Source organism: Streptomyces sp. NPDC051320, assembly GCF_040682175.1.
Taxonomy (GTDB): domain Bacteria; phylum Actinomycetota; class Actinomycetes; order Streptomycetales; family Streptomycetaceae; genus Streptomyces.
Genome location: NZ_JBFBAL010000018.1, coordinates 64,271 through 85,747, shown reverse-complemented (window position 1 = coordinate 85,747; position 21,477 = coordinate 64,271). Strand labels below are relative to the sequence as shown.

Genomic DNA, 21,477 nt, shown 5'->3' with positions numbered 1-21,477 from the left:
TCCTCCCGGCGGAGAGCCGCAGGGACCAGGGTCCCCCGACTGATTCTTTGCCTCCGCCTTACTTCCGCTGTCTCCGCTGCTTCCGCTACTTCCGCTTCGACTTCGGCCTTCTGCGGGCCGCCGGGTTCCCGGCCCGGGCTCCGCGGCGCTTCTCGTACTGGGTGACGGCCGTCTCGTACTCGGTGCGGAGCAGTTGCTCCCCGGGGGCCTCGGTGAGGGAACGGAAGAAGTACGCGAGGAGCGAGCCGATGAAACCGATCGCCTTGAGGCTGCGCAGTGATTCCTCGCGCGCCGGGTCTGCGGGGCGGCGGCGGAACCCGTCCCAGGTGCGGACGAAGGCCACGGCGCTGCAGATGCCGAAGACGGCGACGAAGAGCACCGAGACGAAACTGCCGACGTCGGCGATCTCGATGCCCTGGTAGGCGAAACGCATCACCAGGCACGCGGCGACGGTCACGACGAGCGCCCCGCAGGCGACGCCGACCCGCCGCAGCCCGTACCCGTTGTCATGGCCGACCCAGGTCGTGCCGAAGAAACGGAGGGTCTCGGGCTGCGGCCCGCCGGGAGTGGGGCTCTCGCTGTTCTCGCTCACAGCGTCGATTATCCCCTGCCCGGCGGCCAGGCTTCCGGCCGAGCGCTCAGCCGAGCTTGGAGACGTCCCGGACGGCGCCGCGGTCGGCGCTGGTCGCCATCGCCGCGTACGCCTTCAGTGCCTGGGAGACCTTGCGCTCGCGGTTGGCCGGGGCGTACACGCCGCCCAGCGCGGCACGCCGGGTGGCCAGGTCCTCGTCGGAGACCAGCAGGTCGATGGTGCGGTTGGGGATGTCGATGCGGATACGGTCGCCGTCCTCGACCAGCGCGATGGTGCCGCCGGACGCCGCCTCGGGCGAGGCGTGGCCGATGGAGAGGCCCGACGTGCCGCCGGAGAAGCGGCCGTCGGTGACCAGGGCGCAGGCCTTGCCGAGGCCACGGCCCTTGAGGAAGGACGTCGGGTAGAGCATCTCCTGCATGCCGGGGCCCCCCTTGGGGCCCTCGTAGCGGATGACGACGACGTCGCCTTCCTTGATCTCCTTGCGGAGGATCTTGTCGACGGCATCCTCCTGCGACTCGCAGACCACGGCCGGGCCCTCGAAGGTCCAGATCGACTCGTCGACGCCTGCGGTCTTCACCACGCAGCCGTCCACCGCGAGATTGCCCTTGAGGACGGCCAGGCCGCCGTCCTTGGAGTACGCGTGCTCGGCGTCGCGGATGCAGCCGCCGGTCGCGTCCAGGTCGAGGGTGTCCCAGCGCTCGGACTGCGAGAAGGCCTCGGCGGAGCGGACGCAGCCGGGGGCGGCGTGCCACAGCTCGACGGCCTCGGGCGACGGGGAGCCCCCGCGCACGTCCCAGGTCTTCAGCCAGTCGGCGAGGGTCGGGGCGTGCACGGAGTGCACGTCCTCATTGAGCATCCCGCCGCGGTACAGCTCGCCGAGGATGGCGGGGATACCACCGGCCCGGTGCACGTCCTCCATGTAGTACGTGCCGCCCGGGGCGACGTTCGGGGCGACCTTGGACAGGCACGGGACGCGGCGCGAGACCGCGTTGATGTCGTCCAGGTCGTAGTCCAGCTCGGCTTCCTGCGCGGCGGCGAGCAGGTGCAGGATCGTGTTGGTCGAGCCGCCCATCGCGATGTCGAGCGCCATGGCGTTGTCGAACGCGGCGCGCGTGCCGATGGCTCGGGGCAGTACGGTCTCGTCGCCCTGCTCGTAGTAGCGCTTGGTGATGTCGACGACCGTGCGCCCGGCGTTCTCGTACAGCGCCCTGCGGGCGGTGTGGGTGGCGAGGGTCGAGCCGTTGCCCGGCAGGGAGAGGCCGAGGACCTCGGTCAGGCAGTTCATCGAGTTGGCGGTGAACATGCCGGAACAGCTGCCACAGGTGGGGCAGGCGTTCTCCTCGATGCGGAGGATGTCCTCGTCGGAGACGCTCTCGTTGACCGCGTCGCTGATCGCGTTGATCAGGTCGAGCTTGCGGACCGTGCCGTCGACGAGGGTGGCCTTGCCGGCCTCCATCGGGCCGCCGGAGACGAAGACGGTGGGGATGTTGAGGCGCATCGCGGCCATCAGCATGCCCGGGGTGATCTTGTCGCAGTTGGAGATGCAGATCAGCGCGTCCGCGCAGTGCGCCTCGACCATGTACTCGACGCTGTCCGCGATGAGGTCGCGGGAGGGGAGGCTGTAGAGCATCCCGCCGTGGCCCATCGCGATGCCGTCGTCCACGGCGATGGTGTTGAACTCGCGGGGCACGGCGCCCGCGGCCTTGATCGCCTCCGAGACGATCCGGCCGACCGGCTGCAGGTGGGTGTGCCCGGGCACGAACTCGGTGAACGAGTTGGCCACCGCGATGATGGGCTTGCCGATGTCCGCGCTTGCTACGCCCGACGCCCGCATAAGGGCGCGGGCGCCCGCCATGTTGCGGCCGTGGGTGACTGTGCGGGACCTCAGCTCGGGCATCGTCGCTCGCTCCTTAGGCAGAATGGACTGTCATCGAGGGTACGCCTGTGCTCCACGATCCGGACGAGGGTGTCCGGATGGCGGGATCGGTGGCCACGCAGCGGCCACCGTTCGTGTGCGGGGCTCCGGCCGTCTGCGGGGGGGGTCCGCCCCCGGACCCCGTTTGTCCTCAAACGCCGGACGGGCTTGATTTTGCTCCCGTCAGCGGCCCTCACCAACCCCTCTTGGGGGCACCTCCTTGGGGGTCCCCCCGGACGGGGTCCGGGGCGGAGCCCCTCGTGGCGGAGCCGCACAATGTCACAGCGGGAAGGGGCGGGGAGGGGCACACCTCACGCCGGTTCCGTCAGGTAGCGCTGCAACGTGGGCGCCACCATCGTCACGATCTCCTCGACCTCCGCCGTGGCCAACGGCTCCATCTCGAGCACATACCTCACCATCGCGATCCCGATCATGTGCGAAGCCGCCAGCTCCGCACGGAGCCGCGGGTTCGGGACATCCAGGTCGGCGGCGACGCGCTCCAGCACCCGCTGCAGCACGAAACCACGCAGCACCTTGGCTGCCGCATCGTGCGTCAGCGCCGAGCGGACGATCGCCAGCAGCCGGGAGCGGGACTCCGGGTTCTCCCAGACGCCGAGGAAGTAGCGGGCCAGGCGTTCGCCGATGCCGTCGGGGCCGGGGCCGAGCAGGGCGGGGACCAGCTGGGCGGGCTCCATGGTGACGTCGATGGCGGCCTCGAACACCTCGTCCTTGGTACCGAAGTAGTGATGCACGAGAGCCGCGTCCACGCCGGCGGCCTTGGCGATACCGCGGACGGAGGTCTTGTCGTAGCCGCGTTCCGAAAACTCCGTACGGGCCGACTCCAGGATGCGTTCACGTGCTCCGGGGCCCTCGGCGGCCGGGTCGCGGGGCGGGCGGCCTCTGCGGCGGCGGGGCGGCGCCGGGGTGGGGTCGGTCATGGACGGTGGACCCGGCTGGCGAGGTGGAGGCGCGCGAAGGCGAGCGCCTCGGCCAGGTCGGCTTCGCGTTCGGCGGCGGACATGGCGCGGCGGGTGTTGACCTCGATGACGACATGGCCGTCGAAGCCGCCGGCCGCGAGCCGTTCGAGCAGTTCGGCGCAGGGCTGGGTGCCACGGCCGGGCACCAGGTGTTCGTCCTTGCCGGAGCCGCGGCCGTCGGCCAGGTGGACATGGGCCAGCCGGGCGCCCATCCGGTCGATCATCGCCATCGCGTCGGTGCGGGCGGTCGCGGTGTGCGAGAGGTCGACCGTGAAGTGGCGGTAGTCGTCGTCGGTGACGTCCCAGCTGGGGGCGTACGCCAGCATCTCGCGGTCGCGGTAGCGCCAGGGGTACATGTTCTCGACCGCGAAACGCACGTCGGTCTCTTCGGCCATCCGCCAGATCCCGTGCACGAAGTCACTGGCGTAGTTCCGTTGCCAGCGGAAGGGCGGGTGCACGACCACCGTGGAGGCGCCGAGTTTCTCAGCGGCGGCGCGGGCCCGCTGGAGTTTGACCCACGGGTCGGTCGACCACACCCGCTGGGTGATCAGCAGACAGGGGGCGTGCACCGCGAGGATCGGCACCTGGTGGTAATCGGAGAGCCCGCGCAGGGCTTCGATGTCCTGGCTGACGGGATCCGTCCACACCATCACCTCGACCCCGTCATAGCCGAGGCGCGCGGCGATCTCGAAGGCCGTCGCCGTCGACTCCGGGTACACGGATGCCGTGGACAGTGCGACCTTCGCATCCGGGATGCGCACCACTGGTTCTGCCACGGGAGACAGCGTACGGGGCACGGCTACCGGGCAGGGAGATGGTCGAGGCGGCGCAGGATGACGCCCTCGCGCAGTGCCCAGGGGCAGACTTCCAGCTCCTCGACGCCGAACAGATCCATCGCACCCTCCGCGACCAGCGCTCCTGCCAGCAGTTGCGGTGCGCGTTCCTCGGAGACGCCGGGCAGTCCGGCCCGTTCGGCCGCGGTCATCGCACCGAGCTTGGGGACCCACTCCTCAAGTGACCTACGACTCAGTCCGCGGGGCACGTACGGGCCTTCGCCGGAACGTGCCGCGCCCGCGATCCTGCACAGCTGCTTGAAGGTCTTCGAGGTGGCCACCACATGGTCGGGTTTGCCGAACCGGGTGAACTCCCCGACGGTACGGGCGATCTCCGCGCGGACATGGCGGCGCAGCGCCCTGATGTCCTGCGGGGCGGGCGGGTCGCCGGGCAGCCAGGCGTTGGTGAGCCGGCCTGCGCCGAGCGGCAGCGACACCGCGGCGTCCGGCTGCTCGTCGATGCCGTACGCGATCTCCAGTGAGCCGCCGCCGATGTCGAGCAGCAGGACCCTCCCCGCCGACCAGCCGAACCAGCGGCGGGCCGCCAGGAAGGTCAGCCGTGCCTCGTCCTCACCGGAGAGCACCTGGAGGTCGACGCCGGTCTCGTCGCGGACCCGGGTCAGCACCTGGTCGGCGTTGCTGGCCTCGCGCACCGCGGAGGTCGCGAAGGACAGGACGTTCTCGGCGCCCTTGTCCTCGGCGGCCTGCAGCGCTTCGTTGATGGTGGTGACCAGCCGGTCGATGCCCTCGGTACCGATCGCGCCCTGGTCGTCGAGCAGTTCGGCGAGGCGCAGTGCCGCCTTGTGCGAGTGGGCGGGCAGCGGGCGGGCGCCGGGGTGGGCGTCGACCACCAGCAGGTGCACCGTGTTCGAACCCACGTCGAGGACTCCGAGTCTCATACGCGGAACGCTACTGCGGATGGGCGAGTGGGTGGTCGTCCGGCCGATCCGGAGGTCCGCGCCCGTACGCTGGAGCTGTGCCAAAGACGAAAAAGGCGAAGCCGGGCAAACCCGCGAAGCAGCCGAAGCCGCCGAATGACGAGCAGGCTCTGGACTTCGCCCGTGCCTGGGTCGAGTTCCCGGACCCCGCCGACGACGAACAGATCTTCCGCTGCGACCTGACCTGGCTCACCTCCCGGTGGAGCTGCATCTTCGGCAGCGGCTGCCAGGGGATCCAGGCGGGGCGCGCCGACGACGGCTGCTGCACGCTGGGGGCGCACTTCTCCGACGAGGACGACGAGCAGCGGGTGGCCGGTCAGGTGGCGCGTCTCACGCCGGACCTCTGGCAGTTCCACGAGGTCGGCACGGATTCGGGCTGGGTGCAGGTCGACGAGGACGACGAGCGGCAGACCCGGCGCTGGGACGGGTCGTGCATCTTCCAGAACCGGCCCGGATTCGCCGGTGGCGTCGGGTGCGCGCTGCACATCCTGGCGCTCAAGGAGGGCAAGGAACCGCTGGAGACCAAGCCCGATGTCTGCTGGCAGCTGCCGGTGCGCCGGACGTACGACTGGATCGACCGGCCGGACGACTCGCGGGTGCTGCAGATCTCGATCGGCGAGTACGACCGGCGTGGCTGGGGCCCCGGCGGACACGACCTGCACTGGTGGTGCACCTCGGCGACGTCCGCGCACGGGGCCGGGGAGCCGGTCTATGTGTCGTACCGGCCGGAGTTGACCGAGCTGATGGGCAAGGCGGCGTACGACCGTCTGGTCGAGCTGTGCGAGGCGCGGCTCGCCTCGCTGCTGCCGATGGCTCCGCATCCGGCGGACCCGGCCTGATCGGTCGGACCGTACGACCTGGTGCGCGTCGGTACCCGGGGGCCGTCACCCGGTGGGTGAGGAATTCGTCTCCGAGGAGGGCGGCGATGTCGGCGGGTCCGACGGCGGGGTCGGGGTGGGCGTGGGGTCCGACGGGGGAGGTGTCGGGTCGCCCGGCGACGGATCGCCCGGTGTCGGGTCACCGGGGGGTGCTGCCGGGCCGGTGGTCGGCGGCTGATCCGTCGGCGTCGGACGGCGATGGTGGCCGTGGCCCCCGTGCCCGCCGCTTCTGTCGTGGTGGCCGTATCCCTGCAGCGAGACCACGGCGCCCGCGGGGTTGATGCCGATCCGGGCCGACCAGGCGCCGTTCGGTTCGTTGCGGTGGTCGACATAGACGTGGAGGGTCACCGACCGGCCCGGCTGCAGGGTTCCGCTCGTACTGCTGAGGTGGACCCAGGGTGCGGTCCGCCAGGCGGACCAGGCGACCGGCCGGTCTCCCCCCGATGTCAGGGTGATCGTGGTACGCCCGCCGGACGAACGGGCCTCGACGGTGAGCGAACCCGCGGCGAGCGGTTCGCCCGCGGGTGACTTCTTCGCGCCGGTACTCGGGCTGATGACCTCGACGGACACGTCGGGTGACGAACTGCCGCCGCCGGTGAAGGGCGTGTGGTCGGTGCGGGCGTTGCCCGCGTTCTCATAGTGGTCGTACGCGCCGGTGCGCGCGCCGCCCGGTCCTTCGGCCTCGTTGGTGGTGACCGAGCCGCCGTGTCCCTCGCCGGTGGCGGGGGCATGACGGTACGCGGCCCAGAGGGCGAGCACCGGGGCCGCGACGACCGTGGCCACCACCGTCGTCGTCACCGCCCGGGCCCGCAGCCGGTCGCGACGGGCAGCGCGGTCCTTCGGGTCCAGCGGAAAGCCGTCGCGGCCGAAGCGGGGGGCGCTGCCGCGCTGGGCGTGCAGCATCGCGGTGTACGTGGCGGATCGTTCCGCCGCGACCAGCGGCAGTGCCGCCGGGGTGGCGGGGGTGACGCTGGATCCCGGCCAGGGAGCTGCCGCGCCGGCGCGTTCGGCGACCTTGCGGCAGCGCGGGCAGTCGTCGACATGCCGGACCAGTTCACGGCGCAGTGCGCTGGAGAGCAGCATCCGGCGGTCGCCGGTGAGGCGGGCGGCGCCGGGGCAGTTCCCGGTCTCCACGACGGCGAGTGCCGCCCTGGTCCGCTCCACCTCGCAGGCCGCCGCGGCCAGCAGTGTGCGGGCCGCCGCGAGCTCCAGGCCGAGCACCGCGGCGACTTCACGCGGGCTGAGCTGGTGGCGTACCGCCAGCTCCAGTGCTTCGCGCTGCTCGGGGGTGGTTCCTGCGGCCTCCGGCCAGGCCAGGGCGGCGAGGTCCCGGCGCTGCCGCTCGGTGGCCGCGCCGGATGGGGGCTGGGCGGGAGAGCCGGCCTGGGCCGGGGAGCCGGGCTGGGCCGGGGAGGGCTCAGCGGGAGAGGGCTTGGCGGGAGCGCGGCCGGTGTGCGCGCCCGGACGCAGCCGCTTCTGCTCGGCGAGCTTGCGCAGGCAGGCCCAGCGGGCGAGTGCGTACAGCCAGGCTCGGCGTCCCGGTTCGTCGGAGGGGCAACGGCTGAACTGCCGCTCGGAGACGGACAGCACATTGCCGAGGACCGCGGTCGCCGCCTCGTGGTCGCAGAGGACCGAAAGACAGTAGGTGAAAAGTCCGTCCAGATATGCCTCGTACCGGGCCGGCGGCCGCTGCCCCGCCGGACGGGACAGGTGCCGCTGCGCCCGGTGTGTGCCGGTGGTGTGCGTGGGATTCTCCAGCCTGCTGCTCGTCACCTGGCGACGGTAGGCCGGGAGCAGCCGCCTCCTAGCACGTCTCCAGGGCATTTAATCCTTACGGGTGAACGTATCCCTCGAAAGGGGACAGGAATCCGAAATTCCGCGGATGCCGCAGCAGTCGGCCGGGCTGTCGGACCCGGCCGTTACGGTGGCGTCATGGCCACCCGTGCGAAAACCGTCAAAGATCGGCCGTCCTACCGCTGCACCGAATGCGGCTGGACGACCGCCAAGTGGTTGGGCCGCTGCCCCGAGTGCCAGACCTGGGGCACCGTCGAGGAGTTCGGTGGCGCCCCCGCGGTGCGGACCACCGCGGCAGGCCGGGTCAGCGCGGCGGCTCTGCCCATCGGTCAGGTCGACAGCCGGACGGCGACCGCCCGCGCGACCGGCGTCGACGAGCTGGACCGGGTGCTCGGCGGTGGCCTGGTGCCCGGCGCCGTGGTGCTGCTGGCCGGAGAACCCGGCGTCGGCAAGTCGACCCTGCTGCTCGATGTCGCGGCCAAGGCCGCGAGCGACAGCCACCGCACCCTCTACGTGACGGCCGAGGAGTCCGCCAGCCAGGTCCGACTCCGCGCCGACCGGATCCACGCGATCAACGACCATCTGTTCCTGGCCGCCGAGACCGACCTCTCCGCGGTGCTCGGCCACCTCGACGCCGTCAAGCCCTCCCTGCTGGTCCTGGACTCCGTACAGACCGTCGCGTCGCCCGAGCTCGACGGTGCGCCGGGTGGCATGGCGCAGGTGCGCGAGGTGGCCGGTGCGCTGATCCGTGCTTCCAAGGAGCGCGGTATGTCCACCCTGCTGGTCGGCCATGTGACCAAGGACGGAGCCATCGCGGGCCCCCGGCTGCTGGAACACCTGGTGGATGTCGTGCTGTCCTTCGAGGGTGACCGGCACGCCCGGCTGAGACTCGTCCGCGGCGTCAAGAACCGGTACGGCGCGACCGACGAGGTCGGCTGCTTCGAACTGCACGACGAGGGCATCACCGGCCTCGCCGACCCGAGCGGGCTGTTCCTGACCCGCCGTGACGAACCGGTTCCCGGCACCTGCCTGACAGTCACCCTGGAGGGCAAACGCCCGTTGGTCGCCGAGGTCCAGGCGCTCACCGTCGACTCACAGATCCCCTCCCCCAGGCGCACCACTTCGGGCCTGGAGACCTCGCGGGTCTCGATGATGCTCGCCGTGCTGGAACAGCGCGGCCGGATCAGCGCGCTCGGCAAGCGCGACATCTACACCGCGACCGTCGGCGGGGTGAAGCTCACCGAACCGGCCGCCGACCTGGCCGTCGCGCTGGCGCTGGCGTCCGCGGCGAGCGATGTGCCACTGCCGAAGAATCTGGTCGCGATCGGCGAAGTGGGGCTGGCCGGCGAGGTCCGGCGGGTCACCGGAGTGCAGCGCAGACTGGCCGAGGCGCACCGGCTGGGCTTCACCCACGCCCTCGTCCCGACCGATCCGGGGAAGGTCCCGGCCGGTATGAACGTCATCGAGGTCGGCGACATGGGAGACGCGCTACGGGTCCTTCCGCGCCGGTCGAGGACCCAGGCACCTCGGGAGGAGTAACGGCGCCGGTAGACTTTTGCCCTGGTCTCGCCTGTCCGTACAAGCCCGAGGAGTGCAGTGGCAGCCAATGACCGAGCGGCACCCGGGAAGTCCGGCGGGAGCTCCTCCGGAAACGAAGCGCTGATGCGCGCCACGCTGAGCGCCGTCGCGCCCGGTACGGCGCTGCGCGACGGCCTCGAGCGGGTCCTGCGGGGCAACACCGGCGGGCTGATCGTGCTCGGCATGGACAAGACCGTCGAGTCGATGTGCACCGGCGGTTTCGTGATGGACGTGGAGTTCGCCGCCACCCGCCTGCGCGAGCTGTGCAAACTCGACGGCGCACTCATCCTGGACAAGGACATCGGCAAGATCCTGCGGGCCGGAGTCCAGCTGGTCCCCGATGCCTCCATCCCCACGGAGGAGACGGGCACCCGCCACCGCACCGCGGACCGGGTCTCCAAGCAGTGCGGTTTCCCGGTGGTCTCCGTCTCGCAGTCGATGCATCTGATCGCGCTCTATGTCCACGGGGAGCGCCGGGTCCTGGAGGAGTCGGCGGCGATCCTGTCCCGTGCGAACCAGGCCCTCGCCACCCTGGAGCGGTACAAGCTCCGCCTCGACGAGGTGGCCGGCACGCTCTCCGCGCTCGAGATCGAGGATCTGGTGACGGTCCGCGATGTCACCGCGGTGGCGCAGCGCCTGGAAATGGTGCGGAGGATCGCCACGGAGATCGCCGAATACGTGGTGGAGCTGGGCACCGACGGCCGTCTTCTCTCCCTCCAGCTCGACGAGTTGATCGCCGGGGTCGAGCCCGAGCGGGAGCTGGTGGTCCGCGACTACGTACCGGAACCGACGGCGAAGCGGTCCCGCACGGTTGCCGAGGCGCTGGTCGACCTCAACACGCTCAGTCACACCGAACTTCTCGAACTTCCGGTCGTGGCCCGGGCCTTGGGTTACAGCGGCTCCCCGGAGACCCTTGATTCGGCGGTGTCGCCGCGAGGGTACCGGTTGCTGGCGAAGGTGCCGCGGCTGCCCGGGGCGATCATCGAGCGGCTCGTCGAGCACTTCGGGGGGTTGCAGAAGTTGCTCGCCGCGAGCGTGGATGACCTGCAGACGGTGGATGGGGTGGGGGAGGCTCGGGCCCGGAGTGTGCGGGAGGGGCTCTCGCGGTTGGCGGAGTCCTCCATTCTGGAGCGGTACGTCTAGGGGGCCGGGGGTTTCCCTGCCTGCGGGGGCTCTCCGCCCGGGACCCCGCTCCTCGAGCGCCGGAGGGGCTTGAATTTGGCCTGCGTCAGCTGCACAGCTCAGCGCTATTCAGACAGCTCAGCTAACTCCAGCCAGTCCTGGGGGCGCCTCCGGGGGGTCCCCCCGGACGGAGTCCGGAAGAGGTAGCTGGGGGAGTTTGAGGACCGGGGGGCCCGGGGGGCAGCGCCCCCCGGTTCGGGAAGGGGCGGGGAGGGGAAAAGGCCCCGCCGCCGGCGTCAGTCCTTGGCCAGGACGATGGACGTCTGCTTCACGGGCATACCCGGCACCTTGACCTCCACCAGATACGTCCCGGCCCCCGCCGCCTTCGTGGCCGCCCCGCACGTGGGCGAAGACGTCCTCCGGTCCCACACCAGCGGATGCATGACGGACGTGTTCGCCGGGACCTGGAAGAGCTGGGCCGCACCGTCCTTGGGGCAGTCCTTCGAGGACCAGACCGCCTTGTCGCTGTCGGCGGAGGTGATGGTCACCACGGTCCCCTTCGGGCCGAAGTCCACCTTGCAGCCGCTCGCAGCGGTGTTCTTGACGATCAGGTCGAACTTGGGCTTTTCGCCCGGCGCGTAGCTGTTCTTGGCGTTGCGCAGGGTCAACTGGAGAGATCCGGCAGTGCAGTCGGGAAGAGCGGATCCGGCGCTGACCCGCTGTCCGGCATCGGTGCCCGTGCCCTCGGTGCCCGAACCGGCGGTGCCACCGGCCGCGGTGCCCGCGGTGGAGGTGCCACCGGCGTCCGTACCGGTGCCGCTGCCCGAACCGTCCCCGGTCCCGTCCGACCCGCCGGCACCGTCCGAACCGCCCGTGTCAGCGGATCCGCCCGAGCCGCCGGACGTGCTCGATGTGTCGCGTCCGCCGGGGGCCTGGCTGATCGCGGGGCCCGAGCCGGAGGGGCCGGGAGTGATCGCTGATGTGGGGCCGGAGCCCTTGGATCCGGAACTGGAACTGCCGTGTTTTCCGCCGCCACCCGAGGTGACGATCCACACCACCAGCAGGGCGAGCAGCGCAACCAGGCTCGCCGCTACTGCCCTCCGACGCCAGTAGATGGAGGAGGGAAGCGGCCCGACCGGATTGCGCATAGATCCCACGGCGCAAACTGTACGAGAGATCAGAGCCAACTCAGGCTCCACCCGCCGCCGTCCATACAACTTTTACGGATCATCATTCCGGAACGGGGCTCGCCGTCGCGTGATGAGCGTCATCGGTGACCGCCCGTGGCGCCTGTTGCGGGATGATCCATACTGACCGTCACCATGGACAGTTCTTCCGCGCTCTACCGAAACATCGTCGAATTCGCCCACTCCACCCCCGCCTGGCTGCAACAGCTGATGGAGCTCTGGACGGAAGTGGGGCTGCTGCTCTTCGGCGTCCTGTTCGTCGTGGTGTGGTGGCGGGCACGTACGGCCTCGGCCCAGGCGATGGCCCTGGCGCTGATCGCCCCGCTGGGGACAGCCGTCGCATACGTCATCAGTGAAGTGCTGAAGTCGGTGATCCACGAGGAACGTCCTTGCCGGGCGGTCTCCGGCGCGATGCCGCCGCTCATCGACTGTCCGGCGCACGGCGACTGGTCGTTCCCCAGTAACCACTCGATCATCGCGGCGGCTGCCGCCGTCGGTCTGGCGATGGCGGTGATGCGGCTGGTCTGGCTCACCGTGCCGGTGGCACTGCTGATGGCGTTCTCCCGGGTGTTCGTCGGGGTGCACTATCCGCATGACGTGCTCGTGGGCCTGATCCTCGGCGCGCTGATCGCGCTGCTGGTCATCGAGGCGCTGACCCGGCCGATGCGGGGGCTGGTGGAGAAGGTCCGGTCCTGTGACGTCCGCGTGGCGGCCTGGTTCGCCGGGCCTGGGACCGCGAGCTGAGAGTATCGGTGGTGCCATGACTTCAACGACTGAGAACGCATCCATCGACTCCGCCACCGCGACCGCGCTGCACTCCCCCGTCATCAGCTGGTTCGCCGACCACGCCCGCGATCTGCCCTGGCGCCGGCCGGAGGCGGGTGCCTGGGGGGTGATGGTCAGCGAGTTCATGCTGCAGCAGACCCCGGTCAGCCGGGTGCTCCCGGTGTACGAACAGTGGCTGGCCCGCTGGCCCCGCCCCGCCGACCTGGCCGCCGAGGCCCCCGGAGAGGCCGTCCGCGCCTGGGGCCGGCTCGGCTATCCGCGCCGTGCGCTGCGACTGCACGGTGCGGCGCAGGCCATAACGGAGCGGCACGGGGGTGATGTGCCGACCGACCACGCGCAGCTGATCTCGCTGCCCGGGATCGGTGAGTACACGGCGGCCGCCGTGGCCTCCTTCGCGCACGGGCAGCGGTACGCCGTTCTGGACACCAATGTCCGGCGGGTCTTCGCCCGTGCGGTCAGCGGCGTCGAGTACCCGCCGAACGCCACCACCGCCGCCGAGCGCCGGCTTGCCCGTGCGCTGCTGCCCGACGACGCCGCCACGGCGGCCCGCTGGGCCGCCGCCTCGATGGAACTGGGCGCGCTGGTCTGCACGGCGAAGAGCCCGGACTGCGCGCGCTGTCCCGTCGCCGGGCAGTGTGCCTGGCGGCTCGCCGGCAAACCTGCTCATGCGGGGCCGGTGCGCCGCGGCCAGACCTACGCCGGCACGGACCGTCAGGTACGCGGCAAGCTGCTCGCCGTGCTGCGGGAGAGGGTGGGGCCCGTGTCCCAGTCCGTTCTCGACGCGGTGTGGCACGAGCCGGTGCAGCGGGCCAGGGCGCTGGACGGTCTGGTGGCCGACGGCCTCGTCGAGCCGTTGGCGGACGGGATGTACCGGCTTCCGCTCGGCTGACCCGGACCACCGCACGAGCGACCGCCCTGTCCGATCCGCCCTGTCCGATCCGCCCTGTCCGACCGCCTGATCCGATCCGCTCCGTCCGCTATGCGCCGTTCGTACGCCTCCGTCGCCGTCGTTACACAACCGATGGACAGCCGTGCATCGGCCGACGGCTGGCGCGCACAGCTCCGTGACAACGCCTCCGTAGCTTCATGGACAGACCACGGAACAGCGTGAACAACGGGGATGACGGAGGCGGTTGGGTATGGCGCACGGTGAGGTGCTGGAATTCGAGGAGTACGTACGCACCAGGCAGGACGCTCTGCTGCGCAGTGCGCGCCGGCTGGTGCCGGACCCCGTCGACGCACAGGACCTGCTGCAGACCGCCCTGGCCCGCACCTACCGCCGCTGGGAGGGCATCGCCGACAAGAGCCTGGCCGACGCCTATCTTCGTCGGGTCATGATCAACACGCGTACCGAGTGGTGGCGCGCCCGCAAGCTGGAGGAAGTGCCCACCGAGCAGCTCCCCGACGCGTCCGTCGATGACGGTACCGAGCAGCACGCCGACCGGGCGCTGCTGATGGACATCCTGAAGGTTCTCGCGCCCAAGCAGCGCAGTGTGGTCGTGCTGCGACACTGGGAGCAGATGAGCACCGAGGAGACCGCCGCGGCGCTCGGGATGTCGGCCGGTACGGTGAAGAGCACGCTGCACCGGGCGCTGGCACGGCTCCGGCAGGAGCTGGAGAGCCGCGAGATCGACGCCGGGGCGTTGATCCGTGGGGAACGTGAAGAGATGGGGCGGGAGCGGTGCGCGGCCTGAAGAACAGCACGGGCAGGGAAACGAACGGCGGTCGGCGTCTCTTCGGCGGCGGGACACTGGCGGCGGGTACCACGGCGATGGCCGGGCTCGCCGCCATCGGGCTGTTCGTCGCCGGCTGCGACACGGGCGGGACGGGACCGCGGGACGAGGGCGCGGCCCGCTCGCTGCCCGCAGTCGGCACGGGCACTCCCAGCCCGGACTCCGGCACCTCCCCGGCCACCAAGCCCGGCGGTCGGGTGGACGCTCCGCAACTGCTCAGGCAGGACCCGAAGGTCAGCGCGGCGGTCAAGCGCGATCTGAAGCCGTGTTCCGGACACGATTACCCGGTCGACGTCTCGTACGGCCATCTCACCGGCAGCGACACCCCCGACGTCCTGGTGAACGTGATGACCTGCCAGGACGCGGTGGGCGTGGCGACGTATGTCTACAGCGAGCAGAACAACACGTACAAGAACGTCTTCGCCGCCGAGGCGGCCCCGGTCTATTCCGAGATCGACCGGGGGGATCTCGTCGTCACCAAGCAGCAGTACGAGAAGGGCGACTCGGTGTCCTACGCCTCCAGTGAGGACGTGATCACGTACCACTGGTCGAACAACAAGTTCACCGAGAGCGACTCCGTACACACCGACTTCAGCAAGGCGGTCGGGGACGGCGACGGTGCCTCGGATGTCGCCCCGACGGCCGCACCCTCGAGCAACTGAGCCCGAGCAACCGAGAGAGCAGGCGGATGGCCGAGACACATGTCCTCTTCGTCGAGGACGACGACGTGATCCGCGAGGCGACTCAGCTCGCACTGGAGCGGGACGGTTTCCGCGTCACCGCGGTGCCCGACGGACTTTCCGGTCTGGAGGCGTTCCGTACGAACCAGCCGGACATCGCACTGCTCGACGTGATGCTGCCGGGCCTGGACGGGGTTTCCCTGTGCCGCCGGATCCGGGACGAGTCGACCGTCCCGGTGATCATGCTTTCGGCGCGCGCCGATTCGATCGACGTTGTGCTGGGCCTGGAGGCCGGCGCCGACGACTACGTGACCAAGCCCTTCGACGGTGCGGTGCTGGTGGCCCGGATCCGTGCGGTGCTGCGCCGCTTCGGACACGCGGGCGGCGGCTCCGCCGGCGGCGGGGAGCCGACGGAGCGCGGGATACTCGCCTTCGGCGACATCGAGGTCGACACGGAGGGCATGGAGGTGCACCGCGGCGGCGAGCACGTGGCGCTGACCCCGACGGAGATGCGGCTGCTGCTGGAATTCTCGACGGCACCCGGCACGGTGCTCTCCCGCGACAAGCTCCTCGAACGGGTCTGGGACTACGGCTGGGGCGGTGACACCCGGGTGGTGGACGTCCATGTGCAGCGGCTGCGCACCAAGATCGGCCAGGACAGGATCGAAACGGTCCGCGGCTTCGGTTACAAGCTCAAGGCATGAAACGACTCGCCCTGCGCACCGGGGTCCGCTGGAAGATCAGCATCGCGATCGCCGCGGTCGGCGCGCTGATCGCGATCGCGCTGAGTCTGGTCGTGCACAACTCGGCGCGGGTCTCGATGCTGGACAACGCCCGGGACACCCAGGTCGCGCGACTGGGCTACGCTCTCCGGTTCTTCGACGCGAAGAAGCAGCAGCCACAGTTCGGCTCCAAGATCAACGACCCGTCGCTGCCCAGGGAACTGCGCCACCGGGCCGCGCAGAACCGGATCTCCACCCTGGTCGTCGAGCACGGCAGCGAGGTGCCCGACGTCTGGGCGGCTGCTCCGCTGCCCAACGGCGACGTGTTGTCCCTGCACAGCCGCTACACCAGCAGCGCCTCCGTGATGCAGGACCTCGACCGGGCGCTGATCATCGGCTCGGTCTCGGTGGTGCTCGGCGGCAGCGCGCTGGGGGTGCTGATCGGCGGCCAGCTCTCCCGGCGGCTGCGCAAGGCGGCGGCCGCCGCCACCAAGGTCGCCCAGGGGGAGACCGATGTCCGGGTCAGGAAGGCCATCGGCGGGGTGGTGCGCGACGAGACCGACGAGCTGGCCCGTGCGGTCGACGCGATGACGGACACCCTGCAGGAACGCGTCGAGGCCGAGCGGCGGGTCACCGCGGACATCGCGCACGAGCTGCGCACGCCGGTGACCGGCCTGCTCACGGCGGCCGAACTGCTGCCTCCCGGCCGTCCCACCGAGCTGGTACGCAACCGGGCTCAGGCGCTGCGGACCCTGGTCGAGGACGTACTGGAGGTGGCCCGGCTGGACAGTGCGTCGGAACGGGCCGAGCTGCAGGAGATCGCGCTGGGCGAGTTCGTCGCCCGGCGCGTGACGATCATGTCCCCGGACGCGAAGGTACGGGTGGTGCACGAGTCATGGGTCAACACCGACCCGCGACGCCTGGAACGGATCATCGGGAATCTGCTGGGCAATGCCGCGAAGCACGGTGGCACCCCGGTGGAGGTCACCGTCGAGGGCCGGGTGGTACGGGTGCGCGACCACGGTCCGGGCTTCCCCGACGCACTGCTCCGTGAGGGCCCGAGCCGTTTCCGTACCGGCAGCAGCGACCGGGCGGGCGTCGGCCACGGCCTGGGCCTGACCATCGCCACCGGCCAGGCACGGGTCCTCGGCGCCCGGCTGACCTTCCGCAACGCGGCTCCCGAGGGGGCCAGGGAAACCGGTGGGGCCATCGCGGTCCTCTGGCTCCCGGAGCACGCCCCCACCAACACCGGCAGCTATCCGGCGCTGACCCGGCCGTCGTAGGCGGCGGGCCGCCCCCACGGGATGAAGCCGAGCCCCCCGGCAACCTGATGCCGGGGGGCTCACACGCGTCCTGGGCCTCTGTGCGGCCGAAAGGACCAGACGGATCAGACGGTCTCGACCGTCTTCGTCTCGTCCTGCGCCGAGGCAGTCGGTGCGCTGCCGCCCCGCAGCGCCACCTCCTTGACGAAGACCGCGGCCACGATGACGGCCAGACCGGCCACCGCTCCCAGCAGGAATCCGCCGTGCGTGCCGGCGGCCACCGCGTACTGGTAGGCGTCCTTGACCTTCTCCGGCAGCTTGGCCAGGCTCGCCGCGTCCAGCTGCGCCGAGGGCAGCGATACGCCCTTGCCCATCCGCTGGGCCATCTCGTCCTGCACCTTGCTGGTGAAGAGCGCCCCCATGATCGAAACACCGAAGGAGGAGCCAAGGGTACGGAAGAGGGTCGTCGACGAGGAGGCGACGCCCATGTCCTTCATCTCGACGCTGTTCTGGGCGACCAGCATGGTGATCTGCATCAGGAAGCCCATACCGGCGCCGACCACGGCCATGTACACGCCGGTCATCAACCGCGTGGTGTGCACGTCCATCGTCGACAGCAGGTAGAGGCCGACGACCATCAGCGCGCCACCCATGATCGGGAAGGCCTTGTACTTGCCGGTGGTGGTGGTGACCCGGCCGGCAACCAGTGAGACGGCCATCATCGCCAGCAGCATCGGCATGAGCAGCAGACCGGAGTTGGTCGCGGACGCGCCCTGCACCGACTGCTGGAACAGCGGCAGGAAGAGCATCGCGCCGAACATCACGAAGCCGGTCAGGAAGCCGATGATCGACATCAGCGTGAAGTTCCGGCTGCGGAAGATGTGCAGCGGCACGATGGGCTCGGCCGCCTTGGTCTCCCAGAAGACGAAGCCGATCAGCGAGGCGACGCCGACGAAGATCAGCTCCAGGACGATCGCCGACGTCCAGTCGTACTGCGTGCCGCCCCAGGTGGTGACCAGGACGATCGAGATGATGCCCACGGTGAGCAGAGCGGTGCCCAGATAGTCGATCCGGCCACGCGCCCGCTTCTTCGGCAGGTGCAGCACGGTGGTGACCATCGCGAGGGCGACCGCGCCCAGCGGCAGGTTGATGTAGAAGGTCCAGCGCCAGCCGAGGTGGTCGGTGATGGCGCCGCCGACCAGCGGCCCGCCGATCATCGCGACCGCCATGACGCCGGCCATCATGCCCTGGTACTTGCCGCGCTCACGCGGCGGGATCAGGTCGCCGATGATCGCCATGACACCGACCATCAGACCACCCGCACCCAGACCCTGGATGGCGCGGAAGCCGATCAGCTGGCCCATGTCCTGCGCCATACCGCTCAGCGCGGAGCCGATCAGGAAGATCACGATGGAGGTGAGGAAGGCGCCCTTGCGCCCGTACATGTCACCGACCTTGCCCCAGATCGGGGTCGAGGCGGCGGTCGCCAGCGTGTACGCGGTCACCACCCAGGACAGATGTTCCAGTCCGCCGAGTTCGCCGACGATGGTCGGCATCGCGGTGTTGACGATCATGTTGTCGAGCATCGCGAGCAACATCGCGATCATCAGCGCGAACAGCACCACTCGAACGCTGCGTGGCTGTGGCTCGGCCTTCGCCCCCGCCGCGGCCTGCGCCACTTCTCCGGTCTCCGACACGTTCCCCACACTCCCCTTGCACTTACCCGACGCCCACCCTGTACTTACTTGACGCCCGGCTAGTTGACTACACTGAAGAAAGGTAGGCTGTAACTAGCCGGGCGTCAAGCAAGTTTCTCTCGGGAGAGCACCATGGGCACCAGAGGCAACACCCGCCAGCGCATCCAGGACGTGGCGCTGGAGCTCTTCGTCGAGCAGGGATACGAGAAGACGTCGCTGCGGGAGATCGCGGAACGGCTCGAGGTCACGAAGGCGGCGCTGTACTACCACTTCAAGACCAAGGAAGACATCCTGATCAGCCTCTTCAAGGACCTCTCGGCGCCGATCGACGAGGTGATCGCCTGGGGTCAGACGCAGCCGCGCACCCTGGAGACGAAGAAGGAGGTCCTGCGCCGCTACAGCGATGCGCTCAGCGGCTCCGAGCCGCTCTTCCGCTTCATGCAGGAGAACCAGGGGACGGTACGTGAGCTGAGCGTCGGGGAGAATTTCAAGGACCGGATGCTGCTCCTGCTCGACCTGGTCAGAGCCCCCGACGCGTCCATGGCCGACCAGGTCCGCTGCTTCTCCGCGCTGTTCACCATGCATGCGGGGAACTTCGCCCTGAGAGACGTCGAAGGCGACCCCGGAGAAAAGCGCAAGGCTGTTCTCGAGGTCGCCACCGAGCTGATGACTCAGGCCCATCTGGACGCGGTCAGGGATTCCGTCACAGGGTGACGTGGTGCGCCTTCAGGAAGGGCATCGGGTTGTAGCCGGAACCATAGTTCGGCGTGGTGCGGATCTCGAAGTGCAGGTGCGGCCCGGTCACGTTGCCGGTGGCGCCCGACTTGGCGATGACCTGGCCGGTCTTCACCGTCTGGCCGACGTGCACGTCGATCTCCGAGAGGTGCGCGTACTGCGAGTACGTGTGGCCGTTGTGCTCGATCACGATCGCGTTGCCGTACGCGGGACCGTCACCGCCGCCGTTGGGGCCGGCCTTCACGACGGTGCCCTTGTGCACCGCCTTCACCGAGGTGCCGGTGCCGCAGATGAAGTCCTGGCCCGAGTGCTTGTGGGACCACATGTGGCCGGCCTCGCCGAACGGCTCGCCGATCACTATGTGGTCGAGCGGCGCGACCCAGGCGTTGGCGGCCTTCGCGGCCTTCGCCTTGGCCGTCGCGGCGGCCTTCGCCGCGTGGTCGGCGGCCTTGCCCTGGGCGCTGGCCTGCTTGCTCACTGCGCTTGCGACGGACGAGGTCCCCGCTACAACGGAGGCCTGGTGTGCGTCGGCAGCAACCGCAACCCCGGCGCCCATCGCGACCGAGACTCCGAACCCGGCGGTCAGGACCGCAGCGCGAGTACGAAGCGGGAAGCGGCGGGACAGGCGGGACGTGGTGTGCTTCTGCATACGTGCAACAACTCCGGACATAAGAGGACCCAGCCGTACAGGCCGGGCTGACCACACATTGGTAACCCGGTCGGCACCTAACCCCCAAAACGCCCATCTACGACATTGCGTCGTAGCGATGCCTGGGGAAATACGCCTCTTGGCAGAGTTCGAAACCATCCGAACCGATCTGCCCGGTGATGTTTAGCCGCAGTTGAAGGCCAGGAAGCAGCGCCAAACGGGGGGATTACCCCCATAGGGTCCAAAGTCCCGGCCATCCCTGTGCGGAAGGCCCTGCGCAGTGCAGAGCCGGTTTCCTATGCCCGGTAGTAGTCCCCAAAACCCCTGTGGGCCTTGTCACCGGCGGGGGTCCTTCGCCTGTCCGTTTCGGGACGTACGGCCGCCGGGCGCGGCAAGGCCGGGTCGGGCGCGCGCAGCACCTCTTCCTCGGAGGCGCCGGCCTCTTTCCCTCCGAGGCAACCGACTCGTCGGCAGGACCGCAGCGGCCTGAAGCCGTACGCACCGGACGCTTCTCGCTCGCGGGAAGGACCCGTCCCCCTGCCGTACGTCGAGACATCCACCGGCGGCGCCCCGCTCCCCTGCGTCGACTACGGGACCACGGGGCCGGGGCCGATCGGACCGTTGTCTTCATCAACAGCTCGTACTCCGGCACCGGATGTGGGGGTACCGGATGCTCCCGCCGGCCGCCGACGCCTACCGCTGCATCGGCCCGGCCGGCCGCGGGCACGGCAGGTCCGACGATGTCCGGGGCGGGTTCGGTCCCGGCACACCGGCCGACGACGTGGCAGCTCTGCCCGATCACCTTGAACCTGCGCGAGGTCCCCCTGGACGGTACTCACCGGACACTGCGGAGATCGTGCGGATGCTCGGCCGGCGCGGCAGCGGGCGGGTGGCACCCATCGCACTGGTCGCCGGGATCCGGCTCGGCTCCTTCGCCGACTGGGCCGCGGCGTTCTTCGCGCTTCAGCGGCCGGGCAACGAGCTCTCCGCGGCCTATCTGCGGCACATGGCCGACCGCTGCGCCGGTGCCACCGCCCGCCACCGCCACCGCCATGGGAGACCTGGTGGTCACCCTGGACCTCGCCCCGAGCCGACGAAGATCGACCTCCCCGCCCTGGTCGTGTACCGCACACACGACGATTCGGCCCGCTGGACCTCACCGGGCGCCGTACGGCCGCGCTGCTACCGGGAAGCGCCTTCCGCGTGTACGCGGACGCCGGACACGGGGTTTTCGCCACCCACGCCGAGCAGCTCGACGGCGATATGCGCGAGTGCACGAGCCGGCCGGCAGAACCGGTAACGGGTCCCCGCGGACGTGCGGCTACGCAGAAGGGCGGCCCCGGACCGGTGTGAACCGGTTCCGGGGCCGCCCTTCTGCGCAGTGATGCTCGGTGACGCT

The 21,477-nt window shown here is 70.2% G+C and carries 19 protein-coding genes; 10 read left to right on the top strand and 9 right to left on the bottom strand.

Features of this window, described 5'->3' with window-relative positions; genetic code table 11:
• Positions 1-85: 85 nt before the first annotated feature.
• The 5 genes from AB0M87_RS29875 to AB0M87_RS29855 all read right to left on the bottom strand — a co-directional run bounded on the left by AB0M87_RS29875 (position 86) and on the right by AB0M87_RS29855 (position 5,216).
• Positions 86-592: a hypothetical protein gene (locus tag AB0M87_RS29875; RefSeq protein WP_365858447.1), complete on the bottom strand. Its 507-nt coding sequence runs from the start codon at positions 590-592 to the stop codon at positions 86-88.
• Between the two features lie 46 nt (positions 593-638).
• Positions 639-2,489 carry a dihydroxy-acid dehydratase gene (gene ilvD / locus AB0M87_RS29870; protein WP_365858445.1) on the bottom strand — a complete coding sequence of 617 codons (1,851 nt, stop codon included), beginning with the start codon at positions 2,487-2,489 and terminating at the stop codon, positions 639-641.
• 329 nt (positions 2,490-2,818) lie between these two features.
• A complete protein-coding gene (locus tag AB0M87_RS29865; RefSeq protein ID WP_365858443.1) occupies positions 2,819-3,445 on the bottom strand; it encodes a TetR family transcriptional regulator in 627 nt (208 codons plus the stop codon).
• The gene (locus AB0M87_RS29860; RefSeq protein ID WP_365858441.1) at positions 3,442-4,260 is read right to left on the bottom strand and encodes a sugar phosphate isomerase/epimerase; all 819 of its coding nucleotides are present in this window, start codon (positions 4,258-4,260) and stop codon (positions 3,442-3,444) included. The genes AB0M87_RS29865 and AB0M87_RS29860 overlap by 4 nt, the downstream gene beginning before the upstream one ends.
• Positions 4,261-4,283: 23 nt before the next feature.
• On the bottom strand, positions 4,284-5,216 hold the full coding sequence (locus AB0M87_RS29855; protein WP_365858439.1) for a Ppx/GppA phosphatase family protein: 933 nt from the start codon (positions 5,214-5,216) through the stop codon (positions 4,284-4,286).
• 77 nt (positions 5,217-5,293) lie between these two features.
• Here AB0M87_RS29855 and AB0M87_RS29850 point away from each other — a divergent pair, with 77 nt between their 5' ends.
• Positions 5,294-6,094: a hypothetical protein gene (locus AB0M87_RS29850; protein WP_365858437.1), complete on the top strand. Its 801-nt coding sequence runs from the start codon at positions 5,294-5,296 to the stop codon at positions 6,092-6,094.
• A 45-nt stretch (positions 6,095-6,139) separates the two neighbouring features.
• On the opposite strand, the gene AB0M87_RS29845 is transcribed toward AB0M87_RS29850, so the two are convergent.
• Positions 6,140-7,906, bottom strand: a complete 1,767-nt coding sequence (locus tag AB0M87_RS29845; RefSeq protein ID WP_365858435.1) for a hypothetical protein — start codon at positions 7,904-7,906, stop codon at positions 6,140-6,142.
• A gap of 159 nt (positions 7,907-8,065) precedes the next feature.
• Here AB0M87_RS29845 and radA point away from each other — a divergent pair, with 159 nt between their 5' ends.
• Together radA and disA are read left to right on the top strand one after the other, a co-directional pair.
• The gene (radA, locus tag AB0M87_RS29840; RefSeq protein ID WP_365858433.1) at positions 8,066-9,466 is read left to right on the top strand and encodes a DNA repair protein RadA; all 1,401 of its coding nucleotides are present in this window, start codon (positions 8,066-8,068) and stop codon (positions 9,464-9,466) included.
• Between the two features lie 57 nt (positions 9,467-9,523).
• Positions 9,524-10,648, top strand: a complete 1,125-nt coding sequence (disA, locus tag AB0M87_RS29835; RefSeq protein WP_365858431.1) for a DNA integrity scanning diadenylate cyclase DisA — start codon at positions 9,524-9,526, stop codon at positions 10,646-10,648.
• Positions 10,649-10,923: 275 nt separating this feature from the next.
• Here the strand turns inward: disA and AB0M87_RS29830 are convergent, their stop codons facing one another.
• Entirely contained in the window at positions 10,924-11,775 is an 852-nt protein-coding gene (locus AB0M87_RS29830; RefSeq protein ID WP_365858475.1) for a hypothetical protein, read from the bottom strand.
• Positions 11,776-11,949: 174 nt separating this feature from the next.
• On the opposite strand from AB0M87_RS29830, the gene AB0M87_RS29825 reads away from it, so the two are divergent.
• The 6 genes from AB0M87_RS29825 to cseC all read left to right on the top strand — a co-directional run bounded on the left by AB0M87_RS29825 (position 11,950) and on the right by cseC (position 17,018).
• On the top strand, positions 11,950-12,558 hold the full coding sequence (locus AB0M87_RS29825; protein WP_365858429.1) for a phosphatase PAP2 family protein: 609 nt from the start codon (positions 11,950-11,952) through the stop codon (positions 12,556-12,558).
• A gap of 16 nt (positions 12,559-12,574) precedes the next feature.
• Positions 12,575-13,489 carry an A/G-specific adenine glycosylase gene (locus AB0M87_RS29820; RefSeq protein WP_365858427.1) on the top strand — a complete coding sequence of 305 codons (915 nt, stop codon included), beginning with the start codon at positions 12,575-12,577 and terminating at the stop codon, positions 13,487-13,489.
• 250 nt (positions 13,490-13,739) lie between these two features.
• The gene (locus AB0M87_RS29815) at positions 13,740-14,294 is read left to right on the top strand and encodes a SigE family RNA polymerase sigma factor (protein ID WP_365858425.1); all 555 of its coding nucleotides are present in this window, start codon (positions 13,740-13,742) and stop codon (positions 14,292-14,294) included.
• Positions 14,282-14,995, top strand: coding sequence for a hypothetical protein (locus AB0M87_RS29810; RefSeq protein WP_365858423.1), 714 nt, complete (start codon positions 14,282-14,284; stop codon positions 14,993-14,995). The genes AB0M87_RS29815 and AB0M87_RS29810 overlap by 13 nt, the downstream gene beginning before the upstream one ends.
• A gap of 26 nt (positions 14,996-15,021) precedes the next feature.
• Positions 15,022-15,717, top strand: a complete 696-nt coding sequence (cseB, locus tag AB0M87_RS29805; RefSeq protein ID WP_365858421.1) for a two-component system response regulator CseB — start codon at positions 15,022-15,024, stop codon at positions 15,715-15,717.
• A complete protein-coding gene (cseC, locus tag AB0M87_RS29800) occupies positions 15,714-17,018 on the top strand; it encodes a two-component system sensor histidine kinase CseC (protein ID WP_365858419.1) in 1,305 nt (434 codons plus the stop codon). The genes cseB and cseC overlap by 4 nt, the downstream gene beginning before the upstream one ends.
• 104 nt (positions 17,019-17,122) lie before the next feature.
• On the opposite strand, the gene AB0M87_RS29795 is transcribed toward cseC, so the two are convergent.
• Positions 17,123-18,694, bottom strand: coding sequence for an MDR family MFS transporter (locus tag AB0M87_RS29795; RefSeq protein ID WP_365858417.1), 1,572 nt, complete (start codon positions 18,692-18,694; stop codon positions 17,123-17,125).
• Positions 18,695-18,826: 132 nt separating this feature from the next.
• On the opposite strand from AB0M87_RS29795, the gene AB0M87_RS29790 reads away from it, so the two are divergent.
• A complete protein-coding gene (locus AB0M87_RS29790; protein ID WP_365858415.1) occupies positions 18,827-19,408 on the top strand; it encodes a helix-turn-helix domain-containing protein in 582 nt (193 codons plus the stop codon).
• Here AB0M87_RS29790 and AB0M87_RS29785 read toward each other — a convergent pair.
• Positions 19,398-20,078 carry a M23 family metallopeptidase gene (locus tag AB0M87_RS29785; RefSeq protein ID WP_365858413.1) on the bottom strand — a complete coding sequence of 227 codons (681 nt, stop codon included), beginning with the start codon at positions 20,076-20,078 and terminating at the stop codon, positions 19,398-19,400. The genes AB0M87_RS29790 and AB0M87_RS29785 overlap by 11 nt on opposite strands.
• Between the last annotated feature and the right edge of the window lie 1,399 nt (positions 20,079-21,477).

Excerpts from the sequence above, each read along its gene's own strand:
- AB0M87_RS29790 (WP_365858415.1), top strand. The coding sequence starts at position 18,827 with ATGGGCACCAGAGGCAACACCCGCCAGCGCATCCAGGACGTGGCGCTG.
- AB0M87_RS29865 (WP_365858443.1), bottom strand. The coding sequence starts at position 3,445 with ATGACCGACCCCACCCCGGCGCCGCCCCGCCGCCGCAGAGGCCGCCCG.
- AB0M87_RS29830 (WP_365858475.1), bottom strand. The coding sequence starts at position 11,775 with ATGCGCAATCCGGTCGGGCCGCTTCCCTCCTCCATCTACTGGCGTCGG.
- ilvD (WP_365858445.1), bottom strand. The coding sequence starts at position 2,489 with ATGCCCGAGCTGAGGTCCCGCACAGTCACCCACGGCCGCAACATGGCG.
- AB0M87_RS29815 (WP_365858425.1), top strand. The coding sequence starts at position 13,740 with ATGGCGCACGGTGAGGTGCTGGAATTCGAGGAGTACGTACGCACCAGG.
- AB0M87_RS29820 (WP_365858427.1), top strand. The coding sequence starts at position 12,575 with ATGACTTCAACGACTGAGAACGCATCCATCGACTCCGCCACCGCGACC.
- cseB (WP_365858421.1), top strand. The coding sequence starts at position 15,022 with ATGGCCGAGACACATGTCCTCTTCGTCGAGGACGACGACGTGATCCGC.
- AB0M87_RS29855 (WP_365858439.1), bottom strand. The coding sequence starts at position 5,216 with ATGAGACTCGGAGTCCTCGACGTGGGTTCGAACACGGTGCACCTGCTG.
- cseC (WP_365858419.1), top strand. The coding sequence starts at position 15,714 with ATGAAACGACTCGCCCTGCGCACCGGGGTCCGCTGGAAGATCAGCATC.
- AB0M87_RS29825 (WP_365858429.1), top strand. The coding sequence starts at position 11,950 with ATGGACAGTTCTTCCGCGCTCTACCGAAACATCGTCGAATTCGCCCAC.
- radA (WP_365858433.1), top strand. The coding sequence starts at position 8,066 with ATGGCCACCCGTGCGAAAACCGTCAAAGATCGGCCGTCCTACCGCTGC.
- AB0M87_RS29785 (WP_365858413.1), bottom strand. The coding sequence starts at position 20,078 with ATGCAGAAGCACACCACGTCCCGCCTGTCCCGCCGCTTCCCGCTTCGT.